Genomic DNA, 12,378 nt, shown 5'->3' with positions numbered 1-12,378 from the left:
GTGGTCAGGTCAGGTGGCGGGTTTGTCGTGCAGACCGGAGTCGGCGTCGGTCCATGTCTCACCGCTCACGGAGCGGTGACGGCGGTGCGCACGATGGACAACGCAGTTTTCGACGGGCCCGGCGCCAAGGGGCATGAGCCCCGCGTGGCAGCCTGCATAGGCGGGCTGGGCATCGTGCTCGTCGGCCGGGTGCTGCTCGTGCGCCCACCAGCCGCCGGTCGGGCAGTCGATCCATCCGATGACGCCCTTGCAGGTGATGCAGATCCCGGTCGAGAAGGCGTCCGGGTCCACCTCCGGGTGCGTGAACCGGATCGGTTTGCCGATCTCGCGGGCGTAGGCGATCTCGGCGCGGGTGCTGTCGCCGACGTAATTCCCGACGACGATCACCCGGTGTGCGAGGCGGATCTTCTGCCGGTGCTGGTCATCCAACCGGGCCTTCAGCGCCTCCGCCTCGACCGGATCAGCCCACAGCCGGTGCGCGAGCTTCATGTTGCAGTCCGGCTTCAGCACCAGCGCGCCGGCCACCGACTCCTCGATGGCGACCTCGGCCATCTGGTCGGCGAACCGCATCGAGCCGCACAGGACGACAACGTCACGGATACCAAGCTGGTCCAACGCCTCGGCCAGCTTCTCGGTCGGGGACAGCAGTTGCGGGTAGGACACGGATTCCTCCTGGGGCGAGCTAGTTGCTGGGCGGCTGAAAGTCGTGAATGACGTCGTCCTCGTCCTCGCAGGCGGCGCAGGTGCCGGGGCTGACGGGGTCGTTGCCCTCGCTGTGCTCGTCCTCCGCGTGGCCGCATTCAGTGCACAGCGGGACAGGGACGTAGCCGGTGATGGTCGGGTACAACTCGGCCTGATGAAGGCAGGAGTAGACGACGTTGGCGACGATCGTGGCGTCGAGTGGAACCTCCTCGTCTCTCGACTGGAAGCTGCCGCGCACGTAACCCATGACGGCGGCGTCCCGGACGAGCCCGCGCTCCCTCTCGGTGAGCCCGGTGAGGACTTCGTTCACGGCGTCGGCACGGGCCTCTTGCCGTCGTGCGAAGTAGTCGACGAGGAAGTCGGGCAGGGCCTCGGCCATCACGCCTCGCCCGCCTGCTGCGTCCCGTCAGCCCACTGAAGGAGTTGAGCGGCGAGCGCCCGCGCCTGTGCAGGGCCGAGGAGCACCGTCGACGAGTCGTCCGCGCCAGGAACGGCGTCGACCGAAACCCGCAGCCACGGCCACGGCCGCCCGTCTTCCGGCTGGCCATCGCGGCCGTCGCGGGTGATGTGCGAGGGGATCTCGGCCAGGCCGATGGCCCCACCGCGGGGGTGGTCCTCGTCGGGGAGGATGTGTGATCCCTGGTACACCCAGGGCGGCCCGGATTCGTGGTCACCGTCGGTGGGGTTTCCGATGCCGGGGATGGTGGCGTAAATGCTCACGAGGTAGCCGCCTGCTGCGCCTCGTCAGCCCGGTCGGCGCGGAGCGACTGCACGGTGGCCTCCAACTCCTCCGCTCGCGCATCCAACTTGGCCGCACGGTCCCGAAGTTCACCAGCCTCCCGAGCAGCCTCGTCCCACCGCAGTTGGCAGCCGCAGTCGCCGCCTACGCCGGGGACGGCCAGGACGGCGTCGGCGTGCCGCAGATACTCCTGGTAGCTGGGGCTTCGGGTTTTGTCGAAGCTCTCCGCCCACACCCAGCCGTCAGCGTCGGCCAGCGCCTCGGCCACCCGCTCGCGGAGGTCGGTGGCGGGTTCGGCGAGGGCGTCGTCCGGGTTGTGGGCGGAGCAGTGGTGCTTGCACCCGTAACAGGGGCAGCGGCACGGGTTCGGGCTCATCTCGTGCCCGGGGCACGAGGCCACCCGCTCGCGGAGGTCGGCGGGCGCGGGCGCGTCTTCGCTGCGGTGGAGGTCCTCGGCGAGCCGCCGCATCCCCGCCGCCACGTCGAACGGCGCGGCGGGGGCGAAGGCGGCCAGGACGGCGCGCAGTTCGTCGATGTCGCCACGCACAAGTCGCCCCCACGGGCCGCGGTCGGACTCATCGAGGACGTCCCCGAAGCCCTTGGCGTGGGCAGCCAGACGGCTGGCGATCTTCCACAGTCGCTCACGGAGGTCGGCGGCGGCGGGCGCAGACGGCTGAATGGCGGGTGGCGACGCAGTCGGCGCGGGGTCGTGGGACTCGTCGGTCATGGGGCAACTCCGGTGGTGGGGTGGGGCCGCCGGTGACGGCCCCACAGGTGGGTAGATCAGGCGGCGGGTGCGAGATGTCGACTGCCTCGTTCGGTCGCGATGGCGTGGCAGTCCGGGTCGAGGTCGACGCCGATGTAGCCGCGGCCCAGTTCATCGGCGGCGACGCCGGTCGTGCCGGTGCCCGAGAACGGATCGAGGACCCGGCCAGCCCGCATGGGCCCGTTGCAGCCACAATCGGTCCAGCCGGTGGTGACCTTCCGGGCGAACGTGAACTCTCTGAAGTAGCCGCCCAATGCGGCCTTCGCTTCAGCGGCGAGCCGGCGGACGTCTGCGCTGTTGCGGCCGGTGCCGGTCTGTACCTGCATGGCCTTGCCCGCATCCGAGATCCCGGTCGCCTGGATCGCAGCGATGTGCGCTGGAGTCAGGCCGGCTTCCTCGGCGAGCTGCATGGCCCGCCGCGCCTGAGGCCGGGACGGGTCCAGGTCCGCGGTCCGGCCGATGATCCGCACCGACGGAGTCGAGCAACTGCCGCATACGCGGCGGGGACAACCCAGCATGATCGCTCTGCGGGCCAGCTCGACCGGGAACGGCGCCAGGTGCGGGGAGAGGCCGCGCTCGGGTTCGATGCTCCACACGTCGCCGGGGTTGGCTCCGTTGCCGTATCGCTCGGCATAGCCGTGCAGGTCGTAGTGGTAGCGGCGCCCGGTCAGGTGCAGCACGTACTCGTGCCGCCCGGCGAGACGGTCCCGCACAGGGTCGGGCATGCCGCGGGTCTTCGCCCAGATGATCCGGTTGCGGACGAGCCATCCGGCGCCGATCGCGGCAGCCTCGATACGGGCCGGAATACCGGCGAGAGTGCGGCGGTGATAGCTGTCGCCGATGTTCAGCATCACCGACCCTGATGGGGTGAGGACGCGGCGCCACTCGGCGAGGCACTGCATGACCGCCTCGACGTAGCCGGCAGGTGTGGCTTCCTGGCCGAGCTGACCGGGCAAACCGTAGTCGCGCTTCTTCCAGTACGGCGGCGACGTGACGACCAAGTCGACGGAAGCGGCCGGCAGGGGAAGGCGTCTGGCATCGGCGACAAGCAGATGGCGGGTGTCGGACATGGTCACTTCCTGGGGTTGGTGGGATCGTGTCGGGTGCAGCGCCCGGGTTCGAGCCGGGCGCTGCGCTGGGGTGGTCACGGGGCGGGATCGGGCGACGCGTGTTCGCAGTCGCCGTAGTGGACGTGTGTCTGCTGGTCGGTCCATTCCGGCGTCCACCCGGACGTGATCGCCTCCGTGAGCTTCTGCAGCAGGCCCGTGTACGCCGCCAACTTCGCCCGGTAGGAGACGAGCTCGTCCCGGTACCTGGCCGCAGTACCGGGCTGCTCGTCCTGCCAGCGGTCAATCCCGGACTCGTTGACGTAGACGAGCCGCTGGTAGGTGTCGATCCGTTCACCGACCGGGCCGAGCAGCGCTCCGGGCGTCGCCCACTTGTCGAGGACGAGCGTCGCGCCGCCCTCGGCGACCGCTTGGGCATGCTCACCCGGCTCGATGAGGCGGACCTCCAGGCGGTCGGCTACAACATCAGGGCCGATGTGGAGGCGGCGCCGGCCGTGCTGGTCGTGGGCCCGCACGGTTCCGCCGCACCGGGTGACGGTCCATCCGGAGGGCAGAACCATCTCGCGCAGCCTCGGCTTGCCGGGCAGGAGGGCGCCGACTGCAGCGCCGAGGTTGTGGAGTTGTGAAGTCTGACGGTCCGGGACGGTGACGACCGCCCGGTTCGCGGCGAATGTGGTCATTTGATACTCCTGGGGTGCATTGGGTTGGCGGTCGCTTTGATGCCTTCGATCGGGCCGGCCACGTCGCGTGTGCTCACCGCGATGGCCGCTGTCACTTCCTGGGGTTCGTGGGATCGTGTCGGGTGCAGCGCCCGGGTTCGAGCCGGGCGCTGCGCTGGGGTGGTCACGTGTTGTTGGCGCAGTGCCGCAGAGCGGCGGCAACGTTGGTCAGGTCGTCGGGGTTCGGCATGTCGGCCGGGTAGCAGCCGCCTTGCTGCTCCGCCCACGCGTCGGCGAGCTTGGCGACCGGTCCGGAGAGATCGGCCAGGGCGTGGCTGAGGTCGAGGAGGATCTCCCGCAGCGAGCTGGTGTCGCCGAGGTTGTCGAGCTCGGCGAGCCGGGCAGCGTTCTCGCGAATGGCGACGGCTTCAGCTGCGCCAAGGTGGTAGTTGCTGTTCATGTCGTGCTCCTTCGGGTCGGGGATCAGGGGTGGAGGAGGTCGGGCTGGTTATCGATCGACTTGTTCGACCACAGGACCTCGGTGCGCTCACGGCTCAGATCGGACCTTGCGTTACCTGCACTGGCCGTGAGTTCGACTCGCTGCCAGCCGCCGTACAACTCGTCGTACAACGGCGAGTGGTAGCCCGAGAGAACGACCGCCGCCTTGCATCCGGCGAGCGCCCCGGCAAGTTCCCGGTGTTCGGCTTCCGTGCGCATCTCGTGCCGGTAGCCGGTCGCGATCCGCGTCGAGCCCAGGTAGGGCGGGTCGACGTACAGCAGGACGTCCGGGCGGCTGCCGAACTCGGCGATCAGTTCTAGGGCGGGGCGGGCCTCGAGCTGCACGCCCATCAGCCGCTCGGCCGCCGGGTGCAGGCGCGTTCGGTAGCCGTCCAGGTAGGCGGGCATGTTCGTGCCGATGTCGGACTTGCAGTGCCGCCACCCGGTGCGGTCCATGCGCCCCGACCGGCCCTGGGTGAGACGCACCCACACCCGGCGGGCCGTCTCCAGGTCGTCGGCCGCGGGCTCGTAGGACAGGGCGTGCTCGCTGCGGGAGTGCGGGGTGAGGGCACACATCCGGGCGAGCTCGTCGGGCTGGTCGCGCACGATCCGCCAGAAGGTGACCAGTTGGCCGTCGAGGTCGCTGGCCGTCTCCAACGGGGACGCCGCCTTGGCGAGGAGGACGGACAGGCCGCCGCAGTACGGCTCGACATAGTGCGTGTGGGCGGGCAGTCGGGCTGCAATCCGGCGAGCCAGACGCTGCTTGCCACCGAAGTACGGGACGGGCGGGCGCGTCGGGGTTGTGGTCACGGTGCTTCTCCTTCGGGTCGGGTTGGGGGTCACGGGGTGGCCTTGCAGGCGGGGCAGAGGTCGACCGGGCGGCCGTTGCGGCGGCGGTGGACCCATCCGTCCCTGCGCCCGTCGGCGCGCACTGCCGCCGCAGTCATCGAAGCGAAACGGGCGGAGACCGCGGCCGAGTCCGGGCAATCCCGGGACGCGCCGGGCCCGTCGCAGGCGATCTCGACGCCGAGACGATGCGCGGTCATCGGGGCACCGCCACGTCATCGTTGACGAGACTGAGAAGCACGTCGGCGTGGCACGGCTCATCGAGCGGGCACCAGCACATGAGGTCCCGGCCGGCCAGCTCGGCGCGCGCAGCGTCTGCCAAGGACGGCCGCTGATTGATCCAGTCCCGGAACATGGCGACGGTCTGCTCGCGGGTGGCGTCCTTCACCAGATGCGAGGTGGTGGTCCCGTCGGGATGCCGGAAACCGTGGTGCTGGCCAGACGTCTTGCCAAGGCGGCCTTCGCGCTCCCACTCGGAGCCGTCGAGGGCGGGCATGCGGACCTGGGTGCAGGGGTTTCCCCACTTGCTGCCACGACCGACGTAGACGGCACCAGCGGGCTTACGCCACCCCTTCGTGCGGCGACGCTGGATACGGACCGGAGCGGTCATCGCTGCACCGCCTCGGCGTCGGCCTGGTCCCGGTTGCTGTGCGGGGCGATCTGGAACTGGCCCCATCAGGCGCCAGTCACCTCGTCGATGTGCCGCCAGTCCGGGTGCGGGCCGCGCCGCAGCGTGCACGTCCACCCGTTGAACTGGTCACCGCACGGACGGATCTCTTCGCCGTTCGCAGACTGGTTGGTCACTGGTCTTCTCCTTCGGTGGCGGGCGCTTCGAGGCCGAGTTGGACGGCGGCGAGGTTGACGGCGTCGCGAATCGACAGGCCGTCCTCGGATGCGGCACGCAGGGCGAGCGCCCGGGTGTGGAGGTCGTCGGCGAGGGCGAGCTGGGCGGGGGTCAGATCACGGACTCGACGACGGCGGGTCGGACCCCAGCAGTCGTCGGGGGCGAGGTCAGTCATCGGGTTCCTCTCGGCTAGTTCGGTAAGACTCGGAAGACTTCGAAGCTCTGTACGGCTCTCTGACGGCCGAACGGGCCCCCGGGCCGCCGCTCGGGGTCCAGCAGGGCGGGTTCAGGCGCTCCTGGGCGGCTCTGGAGTGCTTCTCGGCCGCCGTTCCGGGCAGAGCGAACATCCCGCCACGCCAGCACTGCCCGACTTGGGGAAGTTTGCGGCGGTCCGCGCCCGCGATTCGCCCGGACACCGGTCCCTCGCGGACACCGGTCAGCCACTCCCCCGTCAGCCGCCACCCGGCAGCCTCCGCAGCCGCCCACTCCGCGGCCAGCCGGCCGATACACGCCGAGCCGATCGGATGCACGCGCACACCGTCCCGGGCCGCGCACACTGCGGGCCCGGTCCCAACCCGGTGCACGATGACCGTCAGCGGCCAGCCGTCCACCACCTCACGCAGAGCCGCCAGTTGCCGCGGCGCAGTGTGCGTGCCGTCGACGAGGACGTCCGCGCCGTCCGCCAGCAACTGGCCCACGAGCGCCGCCTGCGCGCGGGCCGTCGACTCCTCCGCGCCGCCCGCCCACCACGCCGTCGGCGTCTGCGCGTCCAGCATCAAACGCAGCGCATCCAGACCGACGTAGCGGATCGGAGTCGGCGAGTCGGCGATCAGCTTCCGGGCCAGCGTTGATTTCCCGGCCGCAGGCAGGCCCTGGGTTAGATGCAGAGTGGGCATCAGGCGGCCTCGCCTTCGATGACCCGCAGCCGCGGCTTACCCGTCCCCCGGCCTTCGAGCCGGTCCAACTCGGCTTCCAGCGCGGTGACATGCGCGGCCTGCTCCTCCGGCGACCACCGCGACGGCCGCTCAAGAACGCGCGGCACGGCGGGGGCGGCGTGGCCGAACGTGCCCGTCGGCAGGGCCTCGGCGAGGAGGCGGTCGTAGGCGTTCATGCGGCGGTCGCCTCGGCTTCCTGGTAGCGGCGGGCGTGGACGGCTCCGTGCGCGAGCGGCGAACTGCCCTGACGGCACGGGGTTCCGGGCAGCACCTGGCAGGAAGGACAGCAGGCGACGGCGCGGGCCCATGCGGCACGGCGCTGCCAGCGGCTGGGCCGACGGGAGCTCGGCCGCCTCACGCTGCCTCCTCCAGTTCCGCGGCGGTCTCTTGCGGCTGGTCGCGGCGACGCTCGGCTTCGGCGACTAGGGCCAGCAGGACCGGCCGGCCGGAGTAGGTGTTCATCGCCTGGTTCCAGGTGGCCGGCGGGATGTAGCCGTTCCAGTGCTTGGGGGCCGTGAAGCGCAGCGGCGACTCGGTGAGCTTGGCGGCCAGGTCCGGGTAGCGCAGAACGAGGGCGCGGCGGTAGGCGGCAACGCGCTGAGCTTCGGACATGTGCGTCTTGATGAACCGGGCCAGGTCGCCTTGGGCTTTGAGTTCGCGGGCGTCGGCGAAGGTCATGGGCTCGCTCATGCCGCCATCCCCTTCCGGCGGTCGTCGCCCTTGAGCGCGACGCGCTCGCACATTTCGGTGAGGCGGGAGGCGATGCGTTCGCCGAGGACGTCGCGCAGTTGGGTGGGCGGCACGTTGCTGGTGAAGATCGCCGGGCGGCACTGCTCGTACCGGTGGTTGATCAGTCGGTAGGTGACCTCTTCGGTCCACTCCGTGAGCTTGGCGGCGGCCAGGTCGTCGACGAACAGGACATCGGATCCGGCGATCGACTCGAAGGTGGCTTCGCTGTCGCGCCCGGCGCGGGGGCGAAGCTGGGCGTACAGGTCGGCGGCGGTGTAGGCGGCCCATCCGGTGGCGGCACCGGTTTCGGCGATGGCCCGCAGCACCGCGTAGGCGTAGTGGGTTTTGCCCGTGCCGGTGGGGCCGACGACGAGGAGCGAGCGGGTGTCGTCGGGGTTGGCGACGACGGCCTGCGCCCAGGCGGCGGCGACCGGGTTGGGCCGGGCGGACAGGTAGCGGCGCGGAACCTTGGTCTCGAAGTAGGCGATGGACTTCTGTCGCTGCTCTTCGACGCAGCGCAGGAAGTGCTGGCGGAGGAACTCGGTCTCGGCGGGCTGGAGGCTGTCGAGATCGGCTTCGCGGCGGACCCAGGCGTCGACGCGGGCGGCACCTTCGCGGTTGCCCTCGGGGGTGGTGAGGTACTCGGTGGCGTCGGGCAGTGGGTAGCGGCCGGAGGGGATGCCGAGGGCGGCAAGGTTGTGGCCGCGGCGTTTCTGGCTGGGCGGGATCCACTGGTCGGTCATGGCGCTCCTAGATGAGGGGTTCGTCGTAGACGTCGTGGTTCTCGGGGTTCTGGAAGGGGCGCCAGCCGCCGGAGACAGCGCGAAGCTGGGGACGGCTGCCAGGTGCTGGGGTGGGCGGCGCGAACTTGTCCTCGTAGCGGCGTTCACGGACCCAGCGGTCGGATTGCTTGATGTAGCGGAACTCGGTGTTGACGACCTCGTGCGCGTAGGCCTGTGCCGCGGCGGTGATCTTCTTGGGGTCGACTCCGTCGCGGACGGCTGCCGCCCAGGCGGCTTTGGTCTTGTCCATGTCGCGGCTCTTGGGGTGGAGCTGCCAGAAGCGACCGAACTCGAGCTTCTCTTCGGCGGTGATCTCTCGACCGGCGGCAGAAGAGGCTTCTTCTTCTTCATGGTTTCTGTGGTCTTGGTTATGGGGTCCGGATTCCGGACCCCTAGGGGTCTCGTTTTCGGACCCCTGGGGTCCGGAATCCGGACCCCTAGGGTTCTGGCTAGGGGTCTCGTTTCCGGACTGCTGCGACTCGTCTAGGGGTCCGGTTTTCGGACCTCTAGCGCCACGCTCGGGGCGGAGGTAACCGACCGCTCCAGGGATCCTGTAGAGGGCTGCGCGAGTGCCGCAGCCCTCCTCGAGGAGCTGAAGCTCGCCGGATTTCACGAGGGCATCGACGGCCTTGATGACGGATGAGCGGGCGGCGTTGGAGAACTGGACCAGTTCCGCCGTGCTCGCCCGGACGGTGCACTCCGGACCGGTGATCCAGTTGGCGCAGGCCAGCATCACGTGTCGGCCGGTTCCCTTCGACCGGGAGTGGTTCCACACCCAGTACATGGCGTCGATGCTCACGGGATCTCTCTTCGCGGAGGGGTGTCTCTGGGGGTTGATCTGCTGTTTCGGGACAGCCCTCATGGAGGCTTCAGCGGGGCGGAGTTGAGGCCTTCGCGAGGAGCTCGGCCAGTTCGGTCCGCTCCCCGGCGGTGAGATGGTGACGCAGCTTGCTGGCGATCTCTTCCAGAGATCTGTCCAGTCGGACGTAGTACGTCTTGGGCCCCTTGACGGGTGTGAGGATTCGGTCCTTGACCGCGTAGGGCTTTCGCGAGGCGATGATCTGTTCCGCCTGCTTGAACTCCTCGGGCGTGGGCTGCTCGAACGCCGCGAGGTGATACCTGCGCGCCTTGTCCGCCCACGGCAGTGAGGACGGTCCCCATGTGGCCCGCCGGTCGTGGCGCGACATCACCGAGTTGCAGCGGTCGCAGATCAAGCCGCGCACAAAGAACAGGTCGCCTCCCGCGAAGTGATCGATGACTAGCGCGCCTCGCGTCGTCCTGCTTTCTGCGGTCTGACACAGCTCGCAGTGGCCATTCGCCCGGGCCACCAGTAAGTCGTAGTTGTCGCAGGTCAAGCCGTACTTCATGTAGTGATTGCAGGAGTTTCCGGGGCTGGCGTGACGCGTTTCGGTCAGCCTGCTGGGTGAGGTCAAAGAGTCCCTCGTCATGTGAATGAGAATAGCGTTCGCGCACCGCGTTCACAATGCGCGCTGGCGTAGCGCGACCACAGATCCGTGTGTCACGATGTGCAACATGGATGAGCTGGACGAGAGGATTCAGGCGGCGGCCAAGAAGCGGGCCCGCGCCGAGGACGCCCTGAAGCGCGCTGACGAGGAACTTCGCGACCTCCTGCGAGAGGGACGAGCGGCCAACAAGGGCCCATCCCACATGGCCAAGCTCTCTGGCTTCACCCGTGAGTGGGTGGCGCGCATCGCCCCCGCTGCGAAGTCCTAGCTGCCTCATCCCTCCTCCTCCCGGCCCCGCCGTGTGCGGGGCTTTTGTCGTGTGCGGGTTCAAGTTGTCGTGCCCGGGTTGGTCTGTCATGTTTCGTGGGGTTTGCGCACGCGGTTGGTGTGCGCAAACCCGGTGTCTCGTCTGGCTGGTCGGGGCGGGGGCGCGCGGCGTGGTCCGCGTGCTTCCGTTGGTCAGGTCCCGGCGCGGCGGCCGGCTCAGGCGGCGGTGCGTTTGCTGCGGGCGTAGTAGACGGTCTGCCGGGTGCACTTGAGCCGTGCGGCGGTGATCCGTGCGGGGACGCCCCGCTGGTCGCAGAGGGCGATGGCGGCGTGCCGTTCGACCCAGGTGAGGTCGGAGGGCTGGTCTCCCCCGGCGGCCCGTTCGACGGCCATCTCGTCCGGGGCGGGTCCGGTCCAGGTGAAGTCGTCGCCGTCGGCGCGCCGTTTGGCGCGGGCCCGGTGGACGGTGCGCTGGGTGCAGCCGAGCTGTTCGGCGATCTCTCTGCTGGACATGCCTTGCCGGTCCAGCTCGGCTATGGCGGCGTGCCGCTGGGTGGCGTTCATGCGGACACCGGCTTCCGGCTGCCGGTGAGTCGGTAGCGGCGGTCGGCGGCGGCGTTGGCGGCCCGGCAGGCGTCGCAGGGCTTCTCGCCGTTCTTGAGGTGCCGGCGGTACATGCGGACCTCACCGCACTTCGGCTCGGTGGGCAGGCTGTATACGCGCGGCGTGGGGGGACGGCCGGGCTTCCAGCCGTGGTCCTTCCAACCCGCGACCGTCGCCCGGTCGGAGCTGACGCGCCCGCCGATGGCGGTCAGGTCGTAGCCGCGGGCGTCGAGGATGCGTGCGGCGTGGATCTTTTCGGCGGGTGTGAGGGTTACGGGTTCGCCGTTGAGGGCGTATTCGATGGCGATGAGGTCGAGGTCGCCGTCGAACGTTGCGGTGGTGGACGCGTAGAGGCGTTCGCGGCGGCCGGCGCCGACTCGGTTGCCGTTCATGCGGCCACCTCCGTGGCGTATTCGGGGAAGTCGCGGAAGGCGTGGTCGATGTAGTCGCGGGAGACGCCGAGGCGTTCGGCGGTGGCGCCGCGGTCGAGGCCGGTGGTCCGCATGATGAAGCTGGCGTCCTCGGCGATGACCAGACGCCGGGTGATCCCGTACATCGGCTGGAAGTGCGGGTCGTCGATGGCGTCGGCGTACTCGTCCCAGTAGGCGGGTTTAGCCCACCTCCGCTCCGCGGCGTGGCGCCGGGCGATGGTGGAGGAGCGCTTCGGAATCCCGTGGCGCGAAGGCCGTGTGCGGCTCAGGACCTCGTAGCGTTCGGTGACGCGGCGGGCTGTGCTGGAGGCGACCTGGAGGTTGTCTTCTGTGCGGGCGCGCTTGAGGAGTTCCCACACGTAGTTGCTGGACAGGCCCAACGGCCCGGCGAGGTGGATCATGGGCCATCCGTTGGCCACGAGGGCCTGGATGCGGCGCACGGTGCCTGTGGCGTCCACGCTCGGCGGCGCGACGTCCTCGACGGCCACCGCGAGGATCTTCTCGGCGTTCGAGGTGAGCACGCTGCGCTTCAGGGGCTGGCGGCGGCCGTCTTTGGTGTGGGGCAGGAGCTGCCTGACGACCTTTTCGCTGACGCCTGCCTGGGTGGCGATGCCGTGTCCGGTGGCGCCGGCCTTCATCAGCATCTGCACGTGGTTGCGCACGGGCTGGGCGTCGGTCAGGCGTCGTGGGCCGCCGGTGCGGTTGGCGTGCAGTCGGGCCTGGTTGTTGGTGTTGTAGCGCTCGATGCATTCCGGGAGGCGGCAGTGGTAGCTCGTGTAGCAGGTGAGGGTGTTGTGGTGGGGGGCTTCGCGGACGGCGGTGGTCATGACTGCGGCGTCTCCTTCCGGGGCTGGCTGATCTCGTCGATGAGCCGGTTGGCGTCGGCGAACGCGGCGAGGATGCGGCGGATGGCCGCTGCGATGAGGGCGGCGCCGGCTGCGCTGAGGCCGATTGCGCACGTGATCCAAACCCAGGTGGCGACTTCGAAAACCGTGACGTACACGTCGAGGGCTTCGAGCAGGTCTTCCTTCACGTGCGCCTCCC

The 12,378-nt window shown here is 69.7% G+C and carries 23 protein-coding genes and 1 pseudogene; 1 reads left to right on the top strand and 23 read right to left on the bottom strand.

Features of this window, described 5'->3' with window-relative positions; genetic code table 11:
- Positions 1–276 precede the first annotated feature (276 nt).
- The 19 genes and pseudogenes from ACIRF8_RS15255 to ACIRF8_RS15165 form a co-directional block, all read right to left on the bottom strand.
- A pseudogene (locus ACIRF8_RS15255) lies at positions 277–663 on the bottom strand (hypothetical protein); the annotation flags it as partial.
- Positions 664–682: 19 nt separating this feature from the next.
- Positions 683–1,081, bottom strand: coding sequence for a hypothetical protein (locus ACIRF8_RS15250; protein WP_404214858.1), 399 nt, complete (start codon positions 1,079–1,081; stop codon positions 683–685).
- A complete protein-coding gene (locus ACIRF8_RS15245; RefSeq protein ID WP_404214856.1) occupies positions 1,081–1,422 on the bottom strand; it encodes a hypothetical protein in 342 nt (113 codons plus the stop codon). The genes ACIRF8_RS15250 and ACIRF8_RS15245 overlap by 1 nt, the downstream gene beginning before the upstream one ends.
- Complete coding sequence (locus ACIRF8_RS15240) at positions 1,419–2,168, bottom strand: hypothetical protein (RefSeq protein ID WP_404214854.1); 750 nt, start codon at positions 2,166–2,168, stop codon at positions 1,419–1,421. The genes ACIRF8_RS15245 and ACIRF8_RS15240 overlap by 4 nt, the downstream gene beginning before the upstream one ends.
- Before the next feature lie 56 nt (positions 2,169–2,224).
- A complete protein-coding gene (locus tag ACIRF8_RS15235) occupies positions 2,225–3,277 on the bottom strand; it encodes a DNA-methyltransferase (RefSeq protein ID WP_404214852.1) in 1,053 nt (350 codons plus the stop codon).
- Between the two features lie 74 nt (positions 3,278–3,351).
- Complete coding sequence (locus ACIRF8_RS15230) at positions 3,352–3,954, bottom strand: hypothetical protein (RefSeq protein WP_404214850.1); 603 nt, start codon at positions 3,952–3,954, stop codon at positions 3,352–3,354.
- A 163-nt stretch (positions 3,955–4,117) separates the two neighbouring features.
- Positions 4,118–4,393, bottom strand: a complete 276-nt coding sequence (locus tag ACIRF8_RS15225; RefSeq protein ID WP_404214848.1) for a hypothetical protein — start codon at positions 4,391–4,393, stop codon at positions 4,118–4,120.
- A gap of 23 nt (positions 4,394–4,416) precedes the next feature.
- Positions 4,417–5,241 (bottom strand): DNA adenine methylase, encoded by an 825-nt coding sequence (locus tag ACIRF8_RS15220; RefSeq protein WP_404214846.1) that lies wholly within the window; start codon positions 5,239–5,241, stop codon positions 4,417–4,419.
- 29 nt (positions 5,242–5,270) lie between these two features.
- Positions 5,271–5,477 carry a hypothetical protein gene (locus ACIRF8_RS15215; protein WP_404214845.1) on the bottom strand — a complete coding sequence of 69 codons (207 nt, stop codon included), beginning with the start codon at positions 5,475–5,477 and terminating at the stop codon, positions 5,271–5,273.
- Positions 5,474–5,887, bottom strand: a complete 414-nt coding sequence (locus tag ACIRF8_RS15210; protein ID WP_404214843.1) for a DUF4326 domain-containing protein — start codon at positions 5,885–5,887, stop codon at positions 5,474–5,476. Before ACIRF8_RS15210 ends, ACIRF8_RS15215 begins: the two co-directional genes overlap by 4 nt.
- Positions 5,888–5,952: 65 nt before the next feature.
- The gene (locus ACIRF8_RS15205) at positions 5,953–6,081 is read right to left on the bottom strand and encodes a hypothetical protein (protein WP_404214841.1); all 129 of its coding nucleotides are present in this window, start codon (positions 6,079–6,081) and stop codon (positions 5,953–5,955) included.
- Positions 6,078–6,296 (bottom strand): hypothetical protein, encoded by a 219-nt coding sequence (locus ACIRF8_RS15200; RefSeq protein ID WP_404214839.1) that lies wholly within the window; start codon positions 6,294–6,296, stop codon positions 6,078–6,080. Before ACIRF8_RS15200 ends, ACIRF8_RS15205 begins: the two co-directional genes overlap by 4 nt.
- Positions 6,289–7,017: an AAA family ATPase gene (locus ACIRF8_RS15195; protein ID WP_404214837.1), complete on the bottom strand. Its 729-nt coding sequence runs from the start codon at positions 7,015–7,017 to the stop codon at positions 6,289–6,291. Before ACIRF8_RS15195 ends, ACIRF8_RS15200 begins: the two co-directional genes overlap by 8 nt.
- Positions 7,017–7,232 carry a hypothetical protein gene (locus tag ACIRF8_RS15190; RefSeq protein WP_404214835.1) on the bottom strand — a complete coding sequence of 72 codons (216 nt, stop codon included), beginning with the start codon at positions 7,230–7,232 and terminating at the stop codon, positions 7,017–7,019. Before ACIRF8_RS15190 ends, ACIRF8_RS15195 begins: the two co-directional genes overlap by 1 nt.
- Positions 7,229–7,414 carry a hypothetical protein gene (locus ACIRF8_RS15185; RefSeq protein WP_404214833.1) on the bottom strand — a complete coding sequence of 62 codons (186 nt, stop codon included), beginning with the start codon at positions 7,412–7,414 and terminating at the stop codon, positions 7,229–7,231. The genes ACIRF8_RS15190 and ACIRF8_RS15185 overlap by 4 nt, the downstream gene beginning before the upstream one ends.
- Complete coding sequence (locus ACIRF8_RS15180; RefSeq protein WP_404214831.1) at positions 7,411–7,746, bottom strand: hypothetical protein; 336 nt, start codon at positions 7,744–7,746, stop codon at positions 7,411–7,413. The genes ACIRF8_RS15185 and ACIRF8_RS15180 overlap by 4 nt, the downstream gene beginning before the upstream one ends.
- The gene (locus ACIRF8_RS15175; protein WP_404214829.1) at positions 7,743–8,528 is read right to left on the bottom strand and encodes an ATP-binding protein; all 786 of its coding nucleotides are present in this window, start codon (positions 8,526–8,528) and stop codon (positions 7,743–7,745) included. Before ACIRF8_RS15175 ends, ACIRF8_RS15180 begins: the two co-directional genes overlap by 4 nt.
- Before the next feature lie 7 nt (positions 8,529–8,535).
- Positions 8,536–9,366 carry a hypothetical protein gene (locus tag ACIRF8_RS15170; RefSeq protein WP_404214827.1) on the bottom strand — a complete coding sequence of 277 codons (831 nt, stop codon included), beginning with the start codon at positions 9,364–9,366 and terminating at the stop codon, positions 8,536–8,538.
- A 70-nt stretch (positions 9,367–9,436) separates the two neighbouring features.
- Complete coding sequence (locus tag ACIRF8_RS15165; RefSeq protein WP_404214826.1) at positions 9,437–9,934, bottom strand: endonuclease domain-containing protein; 498 nt, start codon at positions 9,932–9,934, stop codon at positions 9,437–9,439.
- A 166-nt stretch (positions 9,935–10,100) separates the two neighbouring features.
- On the opposite strand from ACIRF8_RS15165, the gene ACIRF8_RS15160 reads away from it, so the two are divergent.
- Positions 10,101–10,301, top strand: coding sequence for a hypothetical protein (locus ACIRF8_RS15160; RefSeq protein WP_404214824.1), 201 nt, complete (start codon positions 10,101–10,103; stop codon positions 10,299–10,301).
- Between the two features lie 215 nt (positions 10,302–10,516).
- Here ACIRF8_RS15160 and ACIRF8_RS15155 read toward each other — a convergent pair whose 3' ends face one another.
- The 4 genes from ACIRF8_RS15155 to ACIRF8_RS15140 are packed head-to-tail and all read right to left on the bottom strand — an operon-like array spanning position 10,517 to position 12,367.
- Positions 10,517–10,864 carry a helix-turn-helix domain-containing protein gene (locus ACIRF8_RS15155; protein WP_404214822.1) on the bottom strand — a complete coding sequence of 116 codons (348 nt, stop codon included), beginning with the start codon at positions 10,862–10,864 and terminating at the stop codon, positions 10,517–10,519.
- Positions 10,861–11,295 carry a hypothetical protein gene (locus ACIRF8_RS15150; RefSeq protein ID WP_404214820.1) on the bottom strand — a complete coding sequence of 145 codons (435 nt, stop codon included), beginning with the start codon at positions 11,293–11,295 and terminating at the stop codon, positions 10,861–10,863. Before ACIRF8_RS15150 ends, ACIRF8_RS15155 begins: the two co-directional genes overlap by 4 nt.
- On the bottom strand, positions 11,292–12,161 hold the full coding sequence (locus tag ACIRF8_RS15145) for a hypothetical protein (RefSeq protein ID WP_404214818.1): 870 nt from the start codon (positions 12,159–12,161) through the stop codon (positions 11,292–11,294). The genes ACIRF8_RS15150 and ACIRF8_RS15145 overlap by 4 nt, the downstream gene beginning before the upstream one ends.
- Positions 12,158–12,367 (bottom strand): hypothetical protein, encoded by a 210-nt coding sequence (locus tag ACIRF8_RS15140; protein ID WP_404214816.1) that lies wholly within the window; start codon positions 12,365–12,367, stop codon positions 12,158–12,160. The genes ACIRF8_RS15145 and ACIRF8_RS15140 overlap by 4 nt, the downstream gene beginning before the upstream one ends.
- Between the last annotated feature and the right edge of the window lie 11 nt (positions 12,368–12,378).

Origin of the sequence: Streptomyces sp. NPDC102406 (assembly GCF_044765725.1) — a bacterium.
Lineage (GTDB): Bacteria > Actinomycetota > Actinomycetes > Streptomycetales > Streptomycetaceae > Streptomyces.
This window is presented reverse-complemented; position numbering and strand designations above follow the sequence as displayed.

Bases quoted from the DNA above. Each gene is read 5' to 3' on its own strand.
- ACIRF8_RS15150 (WP_404214820.1), bottom strand. From the start codon at position 11,295: ATGAACGGCAACCGAGTCGGCGCCGGCCGCCGCGAACGCCTCTACGCG.
- ACIRF8_RS15165 (WP_404214826.1), bottom strand. From the start codon at position 9,934: ATGAAGTACGGCTTGACCTGCGACAACTACGACTTACTGGTGGCCCGG.
- ACIRF8_RS15155 (WP_404214822.1), bottom strand. From the start codon at position 10,864: ATGAACGCCACCCAGCGGCACGCCGCCATAGCCGAGCTGGACCGGCAA.
- ACIRF8_RS15240 (WP_404214854.1), bottom strand. From the start codon at position 2,168: ATGACCGACGAGTCCCACGACCCCGCGCCGACTGCGTCGCCACCCGCC.
- ACIRF8_RS15215 (WP_404214845.1), bottom strand. From the start codon at position 5,477: ATGACCGCGCATCGTCTCGGCGTCGAGATCGCCTGCGACGGGCCCGGC.
- ACIRF8_RS15230 (WP_404214850.1), bottom strand. From the start codon at position 3,954: ATGACCACATTCGCCGCGAACCGGGCGGTCGTCACCGTCCCGGACCGT.
- ACIRF8_RS15190 (WP_404214835.1), bottom strand. From the start codon at position 7,232: ATGAACGCCTACGACCGCCTCCTCGCCGAGGCCCTGCCGACGGGCACG.
- ACIRF8_RS15210 (WP_404214843.1), bottom strand. From the start codon at position 5,887: ATGACCGCTCCGGTCCGTATCCAGCGTCGCCGCACGAAGGGGTGGCGT.
- ACIRF8_RS15175 (WP_404214829.1), bottom strand. From the start codon at position 8,528: ATGACCGACCAGTGGATCCCGCCCAGCCAGAAACGCCGCGGCCACAAC.
- ACIRF8_RS15180 (WP_404214831.1), bottom strand. From the start codon at position 7,746: ATGAGCGAGCCCATGACCTTCGCCGACGCCCGCGAACTCAAAGCCCAA.
- ACIRF8_RS15160 (WP_404214824.1), top strand. From the start codon at position 10,101: ATGGATGAGCTGGACGAGAGGATTCAGGCGGCGGCCAAGAAGCGGGCC.
- ACIRF8_RS15225 (WP_404214848.1), bottom strand. From the start codon at position 4,393: ATGAACAGCAACTACCACCTTGGCGCAGCTGAAGCCGTCGCCATTCGC.
- ACIRF8_RS15195 (WP_404214837.1), bottom strand. From the start codon at position 7,017: ATGCCCACTCTGCATCTAACCCAGGGCCTGCCTGCGGCCGGGAAATCA.
- ACIRF8_RS15145 (WP_404214818.1), bottom strand. From the start codon at position 12,161: ATGACCACCGCCGTCCGCGAAGCCCCCCACCACAACACCCTCACCTGC.
- ACIRF8_RS15200 (WP_404214839.1), bottom strand. From the start codon at position 6,296: ATGACTGACCTCGCCCCCGACGACTGCTGGGGTCCGACCCGCCGTCGT.
- ACIRF8_RS15250 (WP_404214858.1), bottom strand. From the start codon at position 1,081: ATGGCCGAGGCCCTGCCCGACTTCCTCGTCGACTACTTCGCACGACGG.
- ACIRF8_RS15235 (WP_404214852.1), bottom strand. From the start codon at position 3,277: ATGTCCGACACCCGCCATCTGCTTGTCGCCGATGCCAGACGCCTTCCC.